Here is an 18,588-nt window from a genome sequence, read left to right as displayed (position 1 = left end):
AATCGGATCAATGGGTAGGAAGCTTAGAGTTGGCATTGGCGGTCTTGGAGCCATCGGTCTCACCCTGGCGCGCGCTGTAGCCGACGGTACACTGCCCGATCTCGAACTTGGCGCCGTTTCCGCCCGGGATGCGGAGAAAGCCCGGAAGAACCTTGAGTCCATCGGCGCCGAAGCCCCGGTTGTCCCGCTGGAGAACCTGGCCGAGAAGTGCGACATCGTCGTCGAATGCGCCCCCGCCGCGGTTTTCGAGACCGTCGCCCGGTCCGCGATCGAGGCCGGACGCATTTTCGTGCCGGTCAGTATCGGCGCGCTGCTGAACCACATGGATCTTGTCGAGCGGGCGAAGGAAACCGGCGCCCGCCTGGTTTTGCCGACCGGCGCGCTGATCGGCCTGGATGCGGTGCGGGCCGCGGCTGAGGGCGAGATCGCTTCCGTCACGCTCGAGACCCGCAAGCCGCCGCGCGGACTTGCCGGCGCCCCCTATCTGGTCGACAACGATATTTCCGTCGAGCATCTGAACACGGCGAAGAAGGTGTTTGAAGGCAATGCGCGGGAAGCCGCCAAGGGGTTCCCCGCAAACGTCAATGTGGCGGCCGCCCTCAGCCTCGCCGGCATCGGTCCCGACCGGACAACGGTTCAAATCTGGGCCGACCCGGAGGTGACCCGGAACACGCATACGATCCGCGTCGAGGCCGACAGCGCCCGTTTCACCATGACGATCGAAAACATTCCGACGGAGGAAAATCCGAAGACCGGGAAGATTACGGCTCTCAGCGTCATCGCGACCCTGCGCCGCCTAACGGCGCCGCTGACCGCCGGAACCTGAGCGGAGAAGGCAGCCCTGCTCAGCTGGTCAGGTTGAGCAGGCCACCGCCGCCACTGATCCCCTGGAACAGACTGACCAGATTCGGATTGGTCACGCCGCCAGACGAGACGTTCCCGCCGATCGCCTGCAGATCCACCTTGACCAGATACTGCTCGATGAACTTGATCGCGTAATTCGTATTCTCGAGCGGCTTCAGGAAGCTCAGATTTTCCGCCGAGCCGCTCGTGCCCGTGAGCGCGGTCTTCTTCTCGTCGAGGATCGATTGCTGAATATTAAGCGTGTACTGCTCGGCCTTGATCCGGCTGAGAGTCGAGCCGACGGAGAAAAGTGCGTCGTTGAGCAGTTCCTCGCGCGATGCCGCGGCCGCGCCCGTCACGGCGAGATACTGAAGCGAACTGAGAGAACTTTCGAAACTGTCCTTGAACCCGTTCTGCGCATCGACGGTGATCGCCGTTCCAAGCGTGCCGAGCGTCACCTTCAGGTCGCTTGCGAACTCCTTCAGAAGATTGTCACCGCTGGCGCCGGCGCGGTCGATAATCTCGTCGAGATCGCCGCGGATCTGACGGATCTCGGAATCGATCGAGCCCAGGGGATCAGCGGTGTTGGCCGCGAAGTCGAAGATCTTCCGGTCCGTCACCAGATTATTCTTTACGTCCGACAAGGCGTCCGTGAACGTCGTATCGATATCCCCGAGAATACTGTTCGCATTCACCGCGGAAAGCGTCGCTGGAAGTCCGGACAGGATGTCCGTGTCCAGGCTTCCGCCGCGAGCGTCTATGCTCTTGCCCGACGTCGCGTCGGCTTGATAGGTGAAGGTACCGCCCGTCAGCAAATTGTCGAACGTGAAGGTATTGGTCCCGTCGGACGCCGACCCCGCATCGTTGATCAGCGAGGTCAATTCCTCAAGCTTGGCGCCGTATTTGGTGTTCAGCGCAGTGATGTCCGCGCCGTCCTGCTGCGCATCGAAGGCAAGCGTGCGAATCTCTGACAGAACCGTAGCGGCCTTCGAGAGCCGCGTAAGAGAATCGTCGACGGCGGAAATGCCCTGCGACAGTTCCTGCGAGTTGAGCGTGTAACCGAAATTCACGCTGTTGACGCTGCCATTGAAGCTCGAATTGTTCACGCCGTTGATGATTTCGGCGCTCTTGAACTCCTGCTCTGCATCATCGAAATCCGTGCGTGCCGCCGCGAGGCCTGAGGACAGGGAACCAAGCGTCACGGCCTGAAACGCCGTGTTGGCATCATCGAGGCTCGTCAGGAACGAACCCAGATCATAGGACGAGGTCACGACAGCGGTGCCGTCGGATTTGACCACCGTCGTGATCTTGGCGCTGCCAAGCGCATCGATCCCGCTGCCGACATCGCCGGACGGAACAAAAAGATTCTCCGTCGTCCCGGAGGTGCTGTCGACGTAATTGGCGCTCTTGATGAAGCCGTCCGCAGCCGTGATCTCTCCGACCAACGTCGCGAACTCATTCTTCAGGCTATCAAGATCTTCCTGGGTCTCTACACTCGCCGCCTCTGCGAAAATCTTCTTGAGACGCTCGACGTTCGGGTCCGTTTCCGCGAGAGCCCGCTCGCCGGCCGCAATAAGGCCGCGCTGGCGGATCAGTTCCGGAATTGCCGTTTCCTGAACCGGAATCTCGCTTGCGAGAACGCCGGCCGGGTTGGTGACATTGTCGAAATCCTGAAGCCGGATGCGGAGGTCTTCCAGCTGATCCTGCAAATTGCCCAGTTCGGTAGTTGCGTTCGTCGTCGCCGCAAGCCCCTTCTTCAGGGCGGCAAGATCGTCATTCACCAGGTCGACCCTGGTCTTGGTGACGTTCTCCTCGTCCCGGTCGAGAGTGTTGAGCCGGTCGAAATCGAGCTTGGCGTCGAGCAGGGCTTCCTGCCTCAGAACGGACTGGTTTGCGATCTGCGGCGGCAGTCCGAGCGCCGTCGTGACAATACCGCGCAGCGCGATGTCGCCGAGAATTTCGACGGAGGAGTCGATCTGATTGATCTTGCGCAGGAAATAGACCGCCTCGCGGGCCGCCGGGTTCTCGTTTCCGAGCGCGATTTCGAACGCGTTGGTCAGGAACTTGTCGATGACCTTGGTCTGGATCTCGTCACTCTTGAACTTCGAGACCCCCTCGTTCGCGACATTGAAGAACTTCGCGAGCTCGCCATAGCGCGGATCAGCCAGCCGGTTGGCGTAGGAGTTCGGGTCGTCCTTGTCGCTGTTGAAGATCGCCTTCAGCTTGCCGGGATTGCCGATCTCCGACTCCAAGCCGAAAGCGGTCAGGACGAATTCGAGGGTCTTGCGATCCTTGAGCAGGTCGTCGAGCTTGGTGATCTTGTCGGCGGAGGCCTGGAACTTGGTGATGCTTTTCTGAACGTCGGCGCGATTGTAGAATTCCGTGCGAGCCGCAACGGGATCCTTCTTGTATTTCGCGAATGCCGCGACCGCCGACGTCGGGGACGACGAGGAGGCGCTGCCGCCAAGAATGGCCAATGCGACCGATGCGTTCGACATGTTGTCCTCTGCTTCTGCAGCCGGAACTCCGGCCCGACTCTAACCACATGATCATATGCAGGAATCGGACCACCCCTTCTGAGGCGCTTAATCTGTAGCATTTCGGAGGTTAAAATTCAATTTAAGAAATGTTATGCGCCCGGGAATTGCGAACTTCCGGTTAGGCGCTCTATAGTCGCCCCTCCTCGACACCCCCGTCCCAGGAAAAAAGATGTTTACGACCCGTCCCGAAATCCGCGGCACCTTCGGTGTCGTCGCCTCGACCCATTGGCTCGCCTCGTCGGCCGGCATGGCCATTCTTGAGCGCGGCGGGAACGCCTTCGACGCCGCCGTCGCCGCCGGTTTCGTGCTGCAGATCGTCGAGCCGCACCTGAACGGACCGGGCGGCGACCTGCCGCTGATCATGCACAGCGCGAAAGAGAACCGGACGCGGGTGATCTGCGGCCAGGGCCCCGCACCACAGAACGCGACCATCCCGGCGATCCGCGATCTCGGACTGGACCTCATTCCGGGCAGCGGCCTCCTCGCGGCGGTGACGCCGGGCGCGTTCGACGCCTGGATGCTTATGCTGCGCGACCACGGCACGATGGGTCTCGGCCAGGTGATGGAATATGCCATCGGCTACGCCCGCAACGGCTATCCGGTGGTGCCGAAGATCACCGACACCGTGAACACGGTGCGCGATCTTTTCCTGAACGAATGGAAGAGTTCTGCGGCGATCTATCTGAAGGACGGCAAGGCGCCGGTTCCGGGCGGCATGTTCTCCAACCCGAAGCTGGCCGATACCTACGAGCGCATCGTCCGCGAGTCCGAGGCCGGCGGCGGCAGCCGCGAGGTGCAGATCGACCGGGCGCGCGATATCTGGTACCGCGGCTGGATCGCCGAGAGCATCGACCGCTTCTTCCGCGACGCCTACATGGACGCGACCGGACGCCGTCACAAGGGCCTGCTGACCGGCGACGACCTTGCCGGCTGGTCTGCCACCTACGAGGATCCGCTCGCCTACGATTACGGCCGCTACACGGTGATGAAGCCGGGCGCCTGGAGCCAGGGCCCCGTGCTGCTGCAGCAGCTCTCCCTGCTGAAGGCCATGGGCCTCGCCGACATGGATCCGACCGGCCCGGATTTCGTCCATGCCGTGACCGAGACCTCCAAGCTCTCCTATGCCGATCGCGAGGCCTATTACGGCGACCCCAACTTCGTCGACGTTCCGATGGACGTCCTGCTGAGCGACGCCTACGCGGAAAGCCGCCGCGCGCTGGTCGGCAAGGAGGCCTCGGACGCTTTCTTCGCCGGCACCATCGAGGGCTACAGCAACAACATCGCCTTCACGCTGGAGCCGCATGCGGCGGATATTTCCGGCGCCGGTCTCGGCGTCGGCGAGCCGACCGTCGGCAAGATGGGCGAGGCCAAGGGCGACACCGTCCATATCGACATCATCGACAAGGACGGAAACATGGTCTCGGCGACGCCGAGCGGCGGTTGGCTGCAGAGTTCGCCGATCATCCCCGAACTCGGCTTCTGCCTTGGCAACCGGGCGCAGATGTTCTGGCTCGAGGAAGGCTCGCCCTCAACTCTCGCGCCGGGCAAGCGTCCGCGCACCACGCTCTCGCCCTGCTTCGCGCTGCGCGACGGCGAGGCCTACATGCCGTTCGGCACGCCGGGCGGCGACCAGCAGGACCAGTGGTCGCTGCTGCTCTTCCTGCACCATGCCGAGCACGGCATGAACCTGCAGGAGGCGATCGACTGCCCGGCCTTCCACAACGAGCATTTCCCGAGCTCGTTCTGGCCGCGCGGCCGGACAGAGAAGCGGCTGGTGGTGGAGGGCAGGTTCCCGGAAGAGACCGTCAACGAACTCCGCCGCCGCGGCCACGATGTCGAGGTCGGCGAGGACTGGTCGGAAGGCCGCCTGACCGCCGCCGCGAAGGACGGCGACATGCTGCGCGCCGCCGCCAACCCGCGCGGCATGCAGGGCTACGCCGTCGGCCGCTGATCCGAAGCTTCGAGCGCGCGGGCGGCGGCATGCCGCCCCGCGACATAGGCAAAGGCGATCGCCGGGCCGAGATTGATCCCCGGCGCCGGATAGACCCCGCCCATCACCGAATGCATGTCGTTGCCGCAGGCATAGAGACCGGCGATCGGCGCGCCCTCGGCATCGACAAGGCGGACCTCGGTGTCGGTGAGCAGCCCGACGGCCGATCCGATGTCCCCCGGCCAGAGCCGGATCGCATAGAAGGGCGGTTTCCGGACCGGCCCGAGGGTCGGGTTCGGTCCGTGCGACGGATCTCCGTTCGCCCGCTCGTAGACAGTTGAGCCCCTGCCGAAATCCAGATCCACGCCGGTCTCGGCGAAATCGTTCATGCGCGCCACCGTGCCTGCAAGGCCTCTCGCGTCGATTCCCAGCTTCGCCGCAAGCTCCGCGAGGCTGTCCGCCCGGACCAGATATCCATCGGCAAGGAACGGCGCGAGACCGCGTCCGCCCGGCCGCACCATGCCGAGGCCGTATTTCCTGAGCCCCTCGGCATCGGTGATCTCGTAAGCCGGAATGGTCGAGCCATCCCGGTTCGCGGCGTACATGGCCGCGACGAACTCGTGATAGGAGCGGCTCTCGTTGACGAAGCGCCGTCCGTCACGGCCGACAGACAGGATCCCCGGCTTGGAGCGGTCGAGCACGAAATGCGGAAACACCGCCATGCTGCCGTCCTTGCGTCTGCGGCGGGAGACCGGCGCCCAGAAGACCGGCTGGTCCCCGGCTTCTCCGTAGCGTGCACCGAGTCCGAGCGCGACATCGTGCAGCGCCCCGGTATTGCCGGGCGCGGCGGGACTGAACTCCGGTTGCGGTGACGGCAGCATCTCCAGGCGCCGCTGAGGATGGCGCGCGAAGCCTCCGGAGGCGAGGATCACACCGCCGCGCGCGCGAAGGTCCCGCACGCGTCCGTCGAACTTTACGGTGACGCCCGTCGCGTCAGGCGCTGCGGATATATCGGTTACCTCGGCTTCAGTCATCACATCTACGCCGAGATCCAGCAGCGCTTTCAGCAGCCGTCCCGTCAGGGCATTACCCATCACCAGCCGCGCTCCGCGCCCGAACCGTAGTCGGTCGGCCGCATAACCGGCGATCAGCCTCACTCCATGCGCGAGGGATCTGAGCGAAGAGCTCATCTTCAGCAGATGGCCGATATCGTCCCGGTCGACCATCATCCCGCCCAAGACGGTGAATTCAGGAATCGGCGGTCTCAGCAGATGCAGAAATCTGCCGAGCGCGGCACCGTCAAACGGCAGCGCCTCGAGCGCCCGGCCGCCGGCGACAGAGCCTTCCAGCTCGTAGAGATAGTCGGGGTGGAACGGACGGGCCCGGAAGCGGACATCTGTCCGCTCCTCAAGGCAACGGACCGCTTCGGGACCCGCACGGAGAAAGGCATCGCGCATTGCTTTCGGCGCCCTGTTCCCGACCGCAGCATCGAGAAAGGCGGCGGCACGTTCCGGGCTATCCTCGGCGCCGACTTCCGCCGCATGCCGCGTGTTCGGAATCCAGACCGTTCCGGCCGACAGTGCCGACGTGCCGCCGAGATATTCGGAACGCTCTATGAGCAGGGTCCGCGCACCTTCGAGCGCGGCGAAGACCGCCGCGGCCATTCCCGCCGCCCCGCCTCCGAGCACGATGACGTCCCACTCGCTTTTCTCAGGCCGGGCACTGTCGGGACTGCTCATAAGTCGGATTCCTGTCGCTGGGATCGAAGGGCCAAACGGGCAGCACGCCCGCTCCAAATCCAAAATTAGAATCTCTTTCCATTTTTTGCCATGACCGATGTACGCTCTCCGTTGCGAAGAGAAGAATGCCTCCCGGGACCGCCGGAAGGCTCTCGAAAGGAGATCGCGGTGAGCAGCGCCCTCGAACGCGGATTGCGCATTCTGGAGTTGATGGTGGAGCATCCCGCAGGCCTCCCCGTCAGCCGGATCGCCGCCCTGCTCGGCATGCCGGTTTCCGGCGTGCACCGTCAACTGCGCGAGCTGGCCCGGCTGGGCTATGTCAGGCAGCCGAGGGATCAGGGCGACTATCTGCTGAGCGTGAAACTCTCCGCGCTTGGCCTCGGCTTTCTCGGCCGCGCGGGCGTAACGGACATTGCGCAGCCGATCCTCGACCGGCTTGCGGCGGCGAGCGGCGAACTGATCCGCCTCTCGGTCGTCGACGGCGAACAGCTGGTCTGGGTCGCGGTGGCACAGGGCGCCACCACCGGCCTGCGCTACGATCCCGGACGCGAGCAGGGGGTCGTCGTTCATCTCGCGAGCACCGCAGGCGGGCAGGCCTGGCTCTCCGGCATGAGCGACGCGGACGCACTGGAATTGGTCTCCCGCCAGGGCCTCCGGCCGACAGAGTTCGAACCGGGACCGGGCGCGCCGGCAACGCGTCCCACGCTTCTCGCTGCCTTGGCCGAAGCGCGCGCAAAGGGCTACGCGCTGACCGTCAACAGCTACATGATCGGCATGGCCGCGATGGCGGTTCCGGTCCGGCATGGCAAGGACGGTCCCATCGTCGGTTGCCTCTCGATCGCCGGGCCGACCGTGCGTCTCGACACACCGCGCGTCACCGAACTCGCGCCGAAACTGCACGAGGCCGCAGCGGAGTTGTCGGCGGCCGCGGACGCATCGCAATTTTTCGGGCGCCTTCGGGAAGACGGCGCGACCGCGTCCCGGCCCGCACAGCAAGCGGCAGGCACCCGATGACCCGCGCCTATTCCCTCGGTTATCTGACCTGCAACGGCGCCGATCCCGTGACCTCCGTCGGGATCGCCGCGGATCATGGCTATGACATGATCAGTTTCCGTCTGCTGCCCGCGGGCCCGGCCGACCGACTCTTCCCGCTACTGGAAGACGATACGATGCTGCACGAGGTGCAAGCCGCGATGCGGGATACCGGCGTCACGATGGCGGATGCCGAGATGATCCGGCTGGCCTCCGACACGAGGATCGAAAGCTTCACCCCGTTTCTCGACCGGATCGCGGAACTCGGCGCGAAACATGTGCTGGTCGCCGTCGACGATACGGACCCGGACCGGAGCCAGGACAACTACACTGCGCTCTGCGGCCTCCTCGGCAGCTACAACCTGACCGCCGATCTCGAATTCATGCCCTGGACGGGCGTGAAGAATCTGGCGCATGCCCGGCGCATGGTCGAGAGCGCCGATCATCCCGCTGCCGCGGTCCTGTTCGACAGCCTGCATTTCGACCGCTGCGGCGCCTCTCTCGACGAGTTCCGCGACCTGCCGGCACGCCTGATGAATTATGTCCAGATCTGCGACGGACCTGTGCCTTACGACCCGTCGGACGAAGAGCTGATCAGGATCGCCCGGACCGCGCGGATGATCCCCGGAGAAGGCGGGATCGACCTCGCCGCCATCGCCGCGCTCGTTCCGAAGGAGATGACCGTCAGCGTCGAGGTTCCGAACCATGCCCTGGCCGCAGAGATCGGCGCGTCCGAAGTCGCGCGGCGCGCCCTCGCTGCAACCAAGAAACTGCTCGGTGACCCGTGACCGGGTCGAACAGGTAGTAATCCAACGGAGTGAAACGAAATGGCCCTGACCGGCGAAGCTTTTCTGGCACTTTGGCACGACATCGATCCGCCCTCCCAGACCGAATACATGGAATGGCATACCCGCGAGCACATGCCGGAACGGCTCTCCATCCCCGGCTTTCTCGTCGGCAAACGGCTGATCAATCACAGCGTCCCGCGCTACCGCTACGGCACGGTCTATTGCGGCGAGACGGTCGAGACATTCCGCTCCCCCGCCTATCTGGAGCGCCTGAACAATCCGACCGACTGGTCCAACAGGGTGCAGCCGACCTTCCGCAATTTCCTCCGCGTCGCTTGCGACCGCATCGCCTCCTCCGGCGTCGGCGACGGGGGCGCGATGGCGACGATCCGGCTCGACTTCGCTGACGGTATCGGTCCGGAGCAGGTGCGCGCCAGTGCGCAGGCGCTGGCCGACAGCCTGCTCAAGGTGACTGGCGCCGCCGGCGCGCATATCGGCCTCGCCCGCACGGAGGTTTCCGGCGTGAAGACCCGCGAGACCGAGATCCGCCCGGAGATGAAGGAGAAGGAGTTCGATGCGGTCGTGCTGATCGAGGGTAGCGGGCTGCCTGAACTCGAAGCCTCGGTGCCCGCGTTCGAAGCGGCCATCGCCGCGAGCGGCATCGGCCTCAAGAACCCCGAGACCATCGTCTACAACCTCGCCTATCAGCTCTCCGCGGCGGATATGGCCGGCACGGGAGCGGCGCAATGAAGGTTCTGATCACCGGCGGCGGCGGATTTCTCGGCGCTTGGCTCATCAAGCGGCTGAAGAAGCGGAACGTAGACGTCCGCGTCTTCGACCTGAAGGAAGACCGCTCGATCGTCCGCGAAATCATCGGCGACGGCGCCGACGAAATCGACTGGGTGAGCGGCGACATCGCCGATACCGAAGCCGTGCGGGAGGCCGCACGCGGCTGCACGTTCGCGGTTCATCTCGCTGCCCTTCTGACGCCCGAATGTTCGGCCGATCCAGTACTCGGCGCCAAGGTCAACCTGGTCGGTACGCTGAACGTCTTCGAGGCCGCCAAGGCGGAAGGCATGACCGGCGTGGTCTATGCCAGCAGCGCGTCCGCCCTCGCCCCGGACAGCTGTACGGATCTCAGTCCGATCACCCATTACGGCGCCTACAAGCTGGCGGCGGAAGGCTGCGCGCGGGCCTACTGGATCGAATCCGGCATTCCCAGCATCGGTTTCCGCCCGGCGATCGTCTACGGCCCCGGGCGGGTGACCGGCCTCACCGCCGGTCCCTCGGTCGCCTGCCGGGAGGCTCTTGCCGGCCATCCCTATACGATCGGCTATTCCGGCGGGGCCGACCTGATCTTCGTCGACGACGTCGCGGCGGTCTGCGAGGCGGCGGCCACGCGGCCTTTCGAGGGTGCGCATGCCGTCACGCTGTCAGGCGAGATGGTCGATGCGGGCGCGATCGTGGAGGAAATCCGCAAGCATGTGCCGGAGGCGGAGCTGGACTGGAACGGTCCCACCCTTCCGATCCCGGCAGAGATGGTTCCGACCCCGGTCGAGGACCTGCTCGGAGCGCTCCCGCGCACGTCATTGTCCGAGGGCATCGCCCGGACCATCGCGCATTATCGCTCCGGCCGGGAAGCCTAGCGGCGGCGGGTGGCCCGCTCCATCAGGCCGCTGTTCAGGTACTCGCGCATATAGAGCGCAATGTCCTCGCTGAGCGCGATAGCTCTCTCACGCCCGTCGTCGAAACGGAAGGTGATGTAGAACGTGTCATCGACCAGATCGATCACGAAGGACGTCACGCCCGGCGCCTCGGCGCGCAACTTCTCCGCCTGGCGTTCTTCCGGCTGCTTCATGAAAAACTCGAGCCAGGCCCGGGCTTCCTTATCCTGCATCGACACGCCACCTCATTCGTATGCCGGGGTCATAATAGGACTGTTTTACCCGGTGTTTGCACCGGAAATACTGTTCAGACAAACAGGATAGCTGCTAGTGGAGAGGATCTGGACGGTCCCTTGAGCGAACGGAGCCCGCGCCCGTGAAGAAACTGATCATCTTCGTGACCCTGCCGCTGATGCTGATCGTCGGCGCCGGAATGGGCGCCGTGATGTTCGGACTGATTCCCGGTTTCGATCCCCTCGGCGCCAAACGCAAGCACATGATGGGCGGCGGGGACTCGGCGCCGAAGGAAGAGCCCTATGTGAACGAGGCCCCGCCGCCCTATGCGGCGGCGGATCCGAACGCGGTCGTCTTCCAGCTCGAGGAATTCGTCATCAACCTGCAGACCGAACGGCGCTATCCGGTCTTCATGCTGCTCAGCCTCGCGCTTGAGCTGAAGGACCCGAATGCGCAGGCGCGGGTCGCAGCGCTGGAGCCGCGAATCCGGGATGCGGTGATCATCTACGCCAGCAGCCTGAGCCAGGAAGAACTGAACGGCTTCGACGGCATCAACAGGATCCGGGACGGTGTCTGGGTCCGCTTGCGGGACATCATCCAGAAGGAAGACCTGCTGAACGTTCAGGTCATGAAGATGACGATCAAGTAGCGGCCGCCGCCTCCAGACGTGAGGTCTCGCTCTCGATCACCTGTTCCAGCCGGCTCATGAAACTCTTGCGGTCGAGCCCCGGCGGAATCGGCTCAAGAATCCGGACATCGACCGTGCCCGGATATTTCATGAAGCTCTCCCGCGCCCAGAACTGCCCGGAATTGAGCGCGATCGGAACCGTCGGCAGGTCGAGCGCGCGATAGAGCGCGTAGACGCCCGGATGATAGGCCTGCTCCATTCCCGGCGCGACGCGCGTGCCCTGCGGGAAGATCACCACCGGACGCCCCTCGGCGACCCGCTCCTCCGCCGCCTTCACCATCAGCTTGAGCGCGCCCGCCCCCGCCGAGCGGTCGACCGGGACCATACCGACCTTGCGGAAATACCAGCCGACCACCGGCAGCTTCAGCAGCTCCTGCTTCAGCACGATGGCGGGATCGCGGCAGATCAGCTGCAGCGCGATGGTCTCCCAGGCCGACTGGTGCTTGCAGGCGATCAGGCACGGACCGTCGGGAAGATGCTCCCGGCCCTCGATCCGCCAGCGCAGGCCCACCGTAGCCGCAAGCACCGCCAGCACGCCGCGGCACCAGGTGTCGCGCACCCAGCAGACCCAGCTCCGCGGCCCGAGAAAGACCGGAAGCGCCACCAGGCCGATGATGGGGGTGAAGATGTAGAAGAGGACGTTGAAAAGCGTCGCCCTGAAAGCGGTCATTTTTGATTCCACAAGCTTTGCCCCACCCTTTACTGAAGTTTGCGCGGCCTGTCACGCCGCCCCTTCTCCGAAACCGGGAGCGCGCCATGACCACAGACCGGCGGGAGAGCCGAGAAGACCCCGGCTGGTTTCCGCGCCTGCTCGATGCGCTGGAGCGCCTTGCCAGGACAGGAAAGGTCGCCACCTATGCGGAGATCGCCGCCGAAGCGGGCATTCCGGGGCCGTATGCCATCCACAAACTGACGGAAACGCTGGAGCGGCTGGTCAGCGACGATCACGCGGACGGGCAACCGCTCCGGGCGGCCGTCGCGGTCTCGAAATCCCGCGGCGGGGTGCCGGGGCCCGGGTTCTTCCAGCACTGCTCCGCCCTCGGGCTTTACTTCGGGCCTGACCGGGGGCCGCAGGCGGAGGTCTTCCACCGCCTCGAACTGGATCGCCTGTTTGTGAAGTACCGCGACGCGGGCGGGGATGTATCGACGCGCCCGCAACGCTAGAGTAAATCCCTAGAAATTACGGTATGATATCCACATCCGATCACTGTTTGGACGCGCCCATGTCGCTCACCAGATCCATCGGCGCTGCCGCGCTGGCCGCCGCCCTTTCGGCCGCGACGGGCGTCGCCGTCGCGCTTGCTGCCGACCCGGTCGCCACGATCAGCCAGAAGGGGCGCCATTTCACGCCGGGCGAGATCTCGGTGAAGAAAGGCGACATGGTCCGCTTCGTGAATGACGACTTCTACGGGCACAACGTCTATTCCGAGACCGAGGGCGCGAGCTTCGATATCGGCCTGCAGGCTCCGGGTGAGGAGCGCGACGTGGTGCTGGAGAAGCTCGGCATCGTCGACGTGCGCTGCCGGATCCATCCGCGCATGCGGCTGAAGATCACCGTCGAAGAATAATCCCCGTCCGATGTCCCTCCGCCTCAAACTGATCGGCGCGTTCCTGGTGGCCGTGCTGGCTGCGGGCGCGCTGGCGGGGACCAGTTTCTTCTCGACCTGGACGCTCGGCGACATCGCCAAGACGCTCTACGACCGGCCGCTGCAATCGATCAATTTCGCCCGCGCGGCGCAGACCAGCTTTCTCGTGATCGAACTTGAGGAGCGGCTGACCGGGAGCGCCGCCGAAGAGCGTTTGCTCCGCCTGCGCGAGGATTTCTTCCTCGATCTCGAGATCGCCGACGAACGCCGCATGTCGGAACGCACCGCCGAACTGTCGGCTGCTCTGAAGAGCGATTTCGAGGCCTGGTGGCAAACCGCGCACGAAGCGCGCGACGATCCTTCTCTCCTTGCCGCAAGAGACGAGATCGCCGAGCGGCTGAAGACCAACCTCGACATCCTGGTGCAGGTCGCGGCCGAGGACGGCTACCGTTTCTGGCTTGCCGCCGAACAGCAGGTGGAGGACACAAAGCGCTTCACGACCTGGATCCTCGCCGGCGTCCTGGTGGTGTCGATCATCGTCGCCATCCTGCTTGCCCGCGACATCATCCGCCCGCTGAACCGCCTGGCCCGCCGGACCGTCGAGCTCGCCTCGGGCGACCGTTCGATCGAAGTGCGGCAGAACGATCTCGATCGCGGCGACGAGATCGGCGGCATGGCCCGCTCCCTCATCGTCTTCCGCGACGTCATGAACGAGGTCCGCGAGGCGCGCGACAGCGCCGAGGCGGCGGCCAAGGCGAAGGCCGACTTCCTCGCCATGATGAGCCACGAGATCCGCACCCCGATGAACGGCGTGATCGGCATGACCCGCCTGCTGCTGCGCAAGCCGCTCGGCGAGGAGGAACGGCATTTCGCCGAGACCGTACTGGAGAGCGCCGAGGGGCTGATGCATCTCCTCAACGGCATCCTCGACTTCTCCAAGCTGGAGGCGGGCAAGCTCGACCTCGAAGTGCTCGATTTCGACCTCCGCCGTCTGGTCGAAGGCTCGCTCGCACTGATGCAGGGCCGGGCCGAGGAGAAAGGCCTCTCCTTCGTTGCGGAAGTCTCTCCCGACTGCCCCTCGCATCTGAAAGGCGACAGCGCGCGTCTCCGACAGATCCTGCTGAACCTCGTCGGCAACGCGCTGAAATTCACCGAAAGCGGCTCCGTCACCGTCTCGGTCACACCGGGAGCGGCGCCGGATACCTACCGGTTTTCTGTAAGCGACACCGGCATCGGCATCCCCGAGGAAAAGATCTCGCGGCTGTTCCGGCAGTTCAGCCAGGCGGACAGTTCCACCGCGCGGCAATATGGCGGCACCGGGCTCGGGCTTGCGATCTGCAAGCAGCTCGTCGAGGTGATGGGCGGCGAGATCGGCGTCGAGAGCAGACCAGGCGAAGGCAGCACATTCTGGTTCGAGCTGCCGCTGCCCGAAGGCAGGAAGCCGAACAAGACCGACAAAGCGGCAGCAACCAATCTGCCGCCCCTCTCCCTGCTCGTCGCCGAGGACAATCTGGTGAACCAGCAGGTCGCCCGCGGGTTGCTCGAAGCGGAGGGTCACAGCGTTCATATGGTCAGTGACGGCGCCGCCGCGCTGGCCGCGATCGAGGACAATCCGCCCGGTACCTACGACGTCATCCTGATGGACATGAACATGCCGGGGATGGACGGGCTGGAGGCGACGCGCCGGATCCGCGCGCTGCTGCCGCCACGCGCCGACATCCCGATCCTCGCCGCCACCGCGGCGGCGACGGCGGAAGAGGTCGCCCGCTGCATGGACGCCGGCATGGACGGTTACGTCGCAAAGCCGATCCATCCGGGCCTGCTCTTCGGCGCGCTCGCCCGCGTGCTCGGCCCGGTCATCCCGGCGCCCGACGGCCTCGATCCGGAGGAGGAGGATCTCTTTCCCGATTTCGAGGACGAGCCCGCCCCCGCCTCGCCGGTCGCGGAGAAACTGATGCAGGACGGCCCGGCACTGGAGCCCGAAGTGCTGGAGACCTACCGCGCCCAGCTCGGCGACGAGTTCGCGGCCGAAATGGTGAGCGACTTCCTCTCCGGGCTCGACGCGCACCGGGAGGCGATCGCGGGTCATCTCGCGGCGAAGGATACGGCCGCCCTCGGCGAAGCCGCGCACACGCTCAAGAGCGCGGCCGCCTCCGTCGGACTGCGCCGGGTCTATCGCGACGCGGTTTCAGTTGAAAGTGCGGCCGGAACGCAGCATTTAGAGGACTGCGCGGCCGCGGCCGAGGATCTGCTCGCCGCCCTTGAGGAAAGCCGCACACTCTTGGAGAGCCAGGCCGCTCAATGAACAGCCAGACCGACCCCCTCGCTGCCTTTCGCCCGAATTTCGGCGAATTCCAGGTGATCGTCGCCGAGGACGAGCCGATGGCCGCAAAGCTCGCCCAGGGCGCGCTGAAAGTCATGGGCTTCAAGCGCATCTTCCATGCCACGGACGGACTGAAAGCGCTAAAGCTCCTGCGCGAGCTCGATGGCGACGTGCAGCTCATCGTCTCCGACTGGAACATGCCGGAGATCAACGGGCTCGAGTTCCTGAAGGCTGTGCGCAGGAACTTCCCGAAGATGAAGTTCATCATGCTGACCGGCAACGCCAACAAGGATTTCGTCATTGCCGCGCGCAAGGCCGGCGTCGACGCCTATATCGCCAAGCCCTTCACGCCGGACCAGATGAAGGCCAAGGTCGAGGCGATCTTCAAGCTCTGAGGCCCGATCCGCCCGGATAACCGATCCGGTCCGTCCCTCCTCGCGTAGACACAGGTAAGCGCCGACTGTGCCGGCTCCGGCCGCGCGCGCCTTGACATCAAAAGACGGACCCTACCCCATGACCCTCCAGAAGACATTCGCCGCCGCGGCCCTCGCCGCCGGGATCGCATGGACCGCGCCCGCCGCCGCGCTCGACCTGATCGGCCTGACGGCGCGCAATCAGCTCGTGCTGATGACCGACAGCGCGCCGGGCAAGAGCCGGATCGTCGATATCACCGGCGTCGACACCAAGGTGCTCGGCATCGATATCCGCCCGGCCGATCTCGCGCTCTATGCGGTCACCGCCTCCGGGACGATCTACACCATCGATCCCACGTCCGGCGCCGCCACGATGAAGGCGAGGATCTCCGAGCGGCTGGAAGCGGTCGACAATCTCGTCGTCGATTTCAACCCGCAGGCCGACAGGCTCCGCGTCATGGCCTCGAACGGGCAGAACCTCCGGGTCAATGTCGATACCGGCGCCACCGTGGTCGATGGCCGCCTCGCCTATGCTGCGGGCGACCGCAACGCAGGCAAGTCGGCCGGCGTCCTCGCGGGCGCCTATATCAATGCCTACAAGGGCACGAAATACACCCAGCTGTTCGACGTCGACAGCCTGAACGCAACCTACGCGGTGCAGGATCCGCCGAACGACGGCGTGCTGAAGTCCGTCGGCCCGACCGGTCTCGAGCCCGGCACACTGGTCGAGGCGATCGACATCCATACCGACCCGAAGGACGAATATTTCGGCTTCGCCGTAGCGGGCGGCAGCCTCTACCGCCTCGACGTCGCCCGCGGGACCTTGACGCGGATCGGCCGCATCGCCTCCGGCGGCGGCGCGGTGATCGATATCGCCGCGCCCGTGGTGAACCGCTGATCATGGCGGCCCGCACGTTCCGGCGCCGCATCGCCGCCACCCTCGCCCTCGCGACCGCAGGCGCCTGGGCGGCGGTCGGCGGGCTCTATGCCGCGACCCCCACGGTGATCGAACAGGCGGGCATCGAATTCCTGCCGAAGGCCGTGACCATCAAGGCGGGCGAGCAGGTGGTGTTCCTGAATTCCGACGTCTTCGGCCACAACGTCTATTCCGACACCGAGGGCGGCACCTTCGATATCGGCCTGCAGAACTCCCGCAGCGAGGTCGCCGTGACCTTCGAAAATCCCGGCCGCTTCACCCTGCGCTGCCGGATCCACCCGAAGATGCGCGCGGTCGTCACCGTCACCGACTGATCCCTCCCCTGGCCCGTTCCGCGATGCGGAGCGGGCGATTTTCAAGCGCGCGGATCCGGTCCATACTCCCCGTCAACGAAAACGGCCGAACGGCCATTTGGGGGAGGACCGGACCCGTGAGCCACATCCAGACAGAACATCTCTTCGACATCACGCTTGCGGTGGAAGCCCCGCTCCAGCTCCTCGGCCACACGCCCTATGGCGAGCGCAAGATCGCCAGGGTGACCGGCGGCACGTTCGATGGGCCGGGCATCAAGGGCACGGTGCGCGGCGGCGGCGGCGACTGGATCCTGGTGCGCGCCGACGGCGTGACCCAGCTCGATGTCCGCCTGGTGCTGGAAACCGACGACGGCGCGCTGATCTACATGACCTACAAGGGATTGCGGCACGGCCCGGAAGAAGTGATGGCGCGGCTGAACGCGGGCCAGCCGGTGGACCGGAACGATTATTACTTCCGGATTACCCCGAGCTTCGAGACTAGCGCGGACAAGTATCTCTGGCTGAACAAGGCGGTCTGCGTCGGGACGGGGGATCGGACGCCGAGTGGGCCGGTTTATAACGTGTATCGGGTGTTGTGAGCCATCGAGAGTTGGTCAAAGGCAAGCAACTTGGAATAGGATTGCACATGGAAGAAATACCCCATGTCGGCGTTTCTTACCAAGTCGACCTTCCAAAAGAGATACCCTCTGAGTTTATAAAAAATATAGCTGCACCGGGCCTGAAAACTCTCAGCGAACCTCGCCCCATAGGCATATATGCGAGCCTAGAGTGGGCCATGCCGACTTTGCTTGTCGTCTATATCCTCAAGCCATACTTCAACGCCTTTCTTACTGAAGCCGGATCAGATCATTACAGGATATTGAAGAACGCTTTGTCTCAATTATTAAGGCATCTATTTGGGAAAAGGCCTGAAACACGCCCAAAAAAGCGCTCACGAATATTTTCAATACAGACATATACTCAGGATCAAAGAAGTTTAAAATTTATTTTTCCAGAAGGTCTTTGCCATCAAGATTATGACACATCGTTGGATACTCTCTTACAACTACTACAATCCCATCACTCGAACGGGAAAACAGATCAATTATCTAAGTTAATAGACTCAACAGCTGATAAACGCGGCCCAATTTACGTTGAATATTTTTTGGATGAGAAAACGTGGGTGCTAATAGATATGGCAAAAGAAATCTCTAAAATGGCCCGCGCCCCCGAGAAATAGAGGGAATAAGGAAACACACACCCTAATTCGGTACCGTCACCTCTCCTCCCTCTCAACCAATGCCGCGAGATCGCGTCGACCATGAGCGACGAACACCACTTCGGCGTCGCGCCCGTCAACACGGTAGAGCAGCAAATACTCGCCGACGGAAAAGCTCCGAAGATCCGGATGAAGGTCAGACCTGCGGCGGCCGCCATCCGGGTTCTCTCCGAGGAACCGGCACGCCCTGTAAAGCGTCTCGACCATGCGCGCTGCCGCGCGCAGATCGTGTTCGGCAATCGTATCGTAGATCACGTTCAGGTCCTTGACGGCCTCGGCATGAAACCGGAAGCCCATGC

20 protein-coding genes are annotated in these 18,588 nt (G+C 64.2%); 15 read left to right on the top strand and 5 right to left on the bottom strand.

What is annotated here, in order from left to right; all coding sequences use genetic code 11:
* The first annotated feature begins 10 nt into the window (after positions 1–10).
* A complete protein-coding gene (locus JJ959_RS11330) occupies positions 11–826 on the top strand; it encodes an aspartate dehydrogenase (protein ID WP_292883596.1) in 816 nt (271 codons plus the stop codon).
* A gap of 19 nt (positions 827–845) precedes the next feature.
* On the opposite strand, the gene JJ959_RS11325 is transcribed toward JJ959_RS11330, so the two are convergent.
* Complete coding sequence (locus tag JJ959_RS11325) at positions 846–3,341, bottom strand: DUF1217 domain-containing protein (RefSeq protein WP_292883593.1); 2,496 nt, start codon at positions 3,339–3,341, stop codon at positions 846–848.
* A gap of 211 nt (positions 3,342–3,552) precedes the next feature.
* Here JJ959_RS11325 and JJ959_RS11320 point away from each other — a divergent pair, with 211 nt between their 5' ends.
* Positions 3,553–5,334 (top strand): gamma-glutamyltransferase family protein, encoded by a 1,782-nt coding sequence (locus JJ959_RS11320; protein ID WP_292883590.1) that lies wholly within the window; start codon positions 3,553–3,555, stop codon positions 5,332–5,334.
* Here JJ959_RS11320 and JJ959_RS11315 read toward each other — a convergent pair.
* A complete protein-coding gene (locus tag JJ959_RS11315; protein ID WP_292883588.1) occupies positions 5,316–7,052 on the bottom strand; it encodes an FAD-dependent oxidoreductase in 1,737 nt (578 codons plus the stop codon). The two genes, JJ959_RS11320 and JJ959_RS11315, sit on opposite strands and share 19 nt — an antisense overlap.
* A 168-nt stretch (positions 7,053–7,220) precedes the next feature.
* On the opposite strand from JJ959_RS11315, the gene JJ959_RS11310 reads away from it, so the two are divergent.
* From JJ959_RS11310 to JJ959_RS11295, 4 genes are read left to right on the top strand one after another with little or no spacing between them, the layout of a single operon-like run.
* Positions 7,221–8,066 carry an IclR family transcriptional regulator gene (locus tag JJ959_RS11310; RefSeq protein ID WP_292883585.1) on the top strand — a complete coding sequence of 282 codons (846 nt, stop codon included), beginning with the start codon at positions 7,221–7,223 and terminating at the stop codon, positions 8,064–8,066.
* On the top strand, positions 8,063–8,872 hold the full coding sequence (locus JJ959_RS11305) for a TIM barrel protein (protein WP_292883583.1): 810 nt from the start codon (positions 8,063–8,065) through the stop codon (positions 8,870–8,872). The genes JJ959_RS11310 and JJ959_RS11305 overlap by 4 nt, the downstream gene beginning before the upstream one ends.
* A gap of 39 nt (positions 8,873–8,911) precedes the next feature.
* On the top strand, positions 8,912–9,622 hold the full coding sequence (locus JJ959_RS11300; protein ID WP_292883581.1) for a hypothetical protein: 711 nt from the start codon (positions 8,912–8,914) through the stop codon (positions 9,620–9,622).
* Positions 9,619–10,518 carry an NAD(P)-dependent oxidoreductase gene (locus JJ959_RS11295; protein ID WP_292883578.1) on the top strand — a complete coding sequence of 300 codons (900 nt, stop codon included), beginning with the start codon at positions 9,619–9,621 and terminating at the stop codon, positions 10,516–10,518. The genes JJ959_RS11300 and JJ959_RS11295 overlap by 4 nt, the downstream gene beginning before the upstream one ends.
* Here the strand turns inward: JJ959_RS11295 and JJ959_RS11290 are convergent.
* Positions 10,515–10,769: a hypothetical protein gene (locus tag JJ959_RS11290; RefSeq protein WP_292883575.1), complete on the bottom strand. Its 255-nt coding sequence runs from the start codon at positions 10,767–10,769 to the stop codon at positions 10,515–10,517. The two genes, JJ959_RS11295 and JJ959_RS11290, sit on opposite strands and share 4 nt — an antisense overlap.
* A 143-nt stretch (positions 10,770–10,912) precedes the next feature.
* On the opposite strand from JJ959_RS11290, the gene JJ959_RS11285 reads away from it, so the two are divergent.
* A complete protein-coding gene (locus JJ959_RS11285; RefSeq protein WP_292883572.1) occupies positions 10,913–11,419 on the top strand; it encodes a flagellar basal body-associated FliL family protein in 507 nt (168 codons plus the stop codon).
* On the opposite strand, the gene JJ959_RS11280 is transcribed toward JJ959_RS11285, so the two are convergent.
* Positions 11,412–12,128, bottom strand: a complete 717-nt coding sequence (locus tag JJ959_RS11280; protein WP_292883570.1) for a lysophospholipid acyltransferase family protein — start codon at positions 12,126–12,128, stop codon at positions 11,412–11,414. The two genes, JJ959_RS11285 and JJ959_RS11280, sit on opposite strands and share 8 nt — an antisense overlap.
* A gap of 86 nt (positions 12,129–12,214) precedes the next feature.
* On the opposite strand from JJ959_RS11280, the gene JJ959_RS11275 reads away from it, so the two are divergent.
* From JJ959_RS11275 to JJ959_RS11240, 8 genes are all read left to right on the top strand, one after another.
* A complete protein-coding gene (locus JJ959_RS11275; protein WP_292883568.1) occupies positions 12,215–12,622 on the top strand; it encodes a hypothetical protein in 408 nt (135 codons plus the stop codon).
* Between the two features lie 59 nt (positions 12,623–12,681).
* Positions 12,682–13,026 carry a plastocyanin/azurin family copper-binding protein gene (locus JJ959_RS11270; protein WP_292883565.1) on the top strand — a complete coding sequence of 115 codons (345 nt, stop codon included), beginning with the start codon at positions 12,682–12,684 and terminating at the stop codon, positions 13,024–13,026.
* A gap of 10 nt (positions 13,027–13,036) precedes the next feature.
* A complete protein-coding gene (locus JJ959_RS11265; RefSeq protein WP_292883562.1) occupies positions 13,037–15,349 on the top strand; it encodes an ATP-binding protein in 2,313 nt (770 codons plus the stop codon).
* Positions 15,346–15,762 (top strand): response regulator, encoded by a 417-nt coding sequence (locus JJ959_RS11260; RefSeq protein ID WP_292883559.1) that lies wholly within the window; start codon positions 15,346–15,348, stop codon positions 15,760–15,762. Before JJ959_RS11265 ends, JJ959_RS11260 begins: the two co-directional genes overlap by 4 nt.
* 118 nt (positions 15,763–15,880) lie before the next feature.
* The gene (locus tag JJ959_RS11255; protein WP_292883556.1) at positions 15,881–16,678 is read left to right on the top strand and encodes a DUF4394 domain-containing protein; all 798 of its coding nucleotides are present in this window, start codon (positions 15,881–15,883) and stop codon (positions 16,676–16,678) included.
* 2 nt (positions 16,679–16,680) lie between these two features.
* Positions 16,681–17,031, top strand: a complete 351-nt coding sequence (locus tag JJ959_RS11250) for a plastocyanin/azurin family copper-binding protein (protein WP_292883553.1) — start codon at positions 16,681–16,683, stop codon at positions 17,029–17,031.
* Between the two features lie 116 nt (positions 17,032–17,147).
* Entirely contained in the window at positions 17,148–17,609 is a 462-nt protein-coding gene (locus JJ959_RS11245) for a DUF3237 domain-containing protein (protein ID WP_292883550.1), read from the top strand.
* Positions 17,610–17,656: 47 nt separating this feature from the next.
* Positions 17,657–18,250, top strand: a complete 594-nt coding sequence (locus JJ959_RS11240; protein ID WP_292883547.1) for a hypothetical protein — start codon at positions 17,657–17,659, stop codon at positions 18,248–18,250.
* A gap of 36 nt (positions 18,251–18,286) precedes the next feature.
* On the opposite strand, the gene JJ959_RS11235 is transcribed toward JJ959_RS11240, so the two are convergent.
* Positions 18,287–18,586, bottom strand: coding sequence for a type II toxin-antitoxin system RelE/ParE family toxin (locus JJ959_RS11235; RefSeq protein WP_292883544.1), 300 nt, complete (start codon positions 18,584–18,586; stop codon positions 18,287–18,289).
* Between the last annotated feature and the right edge of the window lie 2 nt (positions 18,587–18,588).

Origin of the sequence: Nisaea sp. (genome assembly GCF_017640745.1) — a bacterium.
In the GTDB taxonomy this organism is placed as follows: Bacteria; Pseudomonadota; Alphaproteobacteria; order Thalassobaculales; family Thalassobaculaceae; genus Nisaea.
The sequence above is the reverse complement of the archived record's forward strand: the minus strand, read 5'-3'. Positions and strand labels throughout refer to the sequence as shown.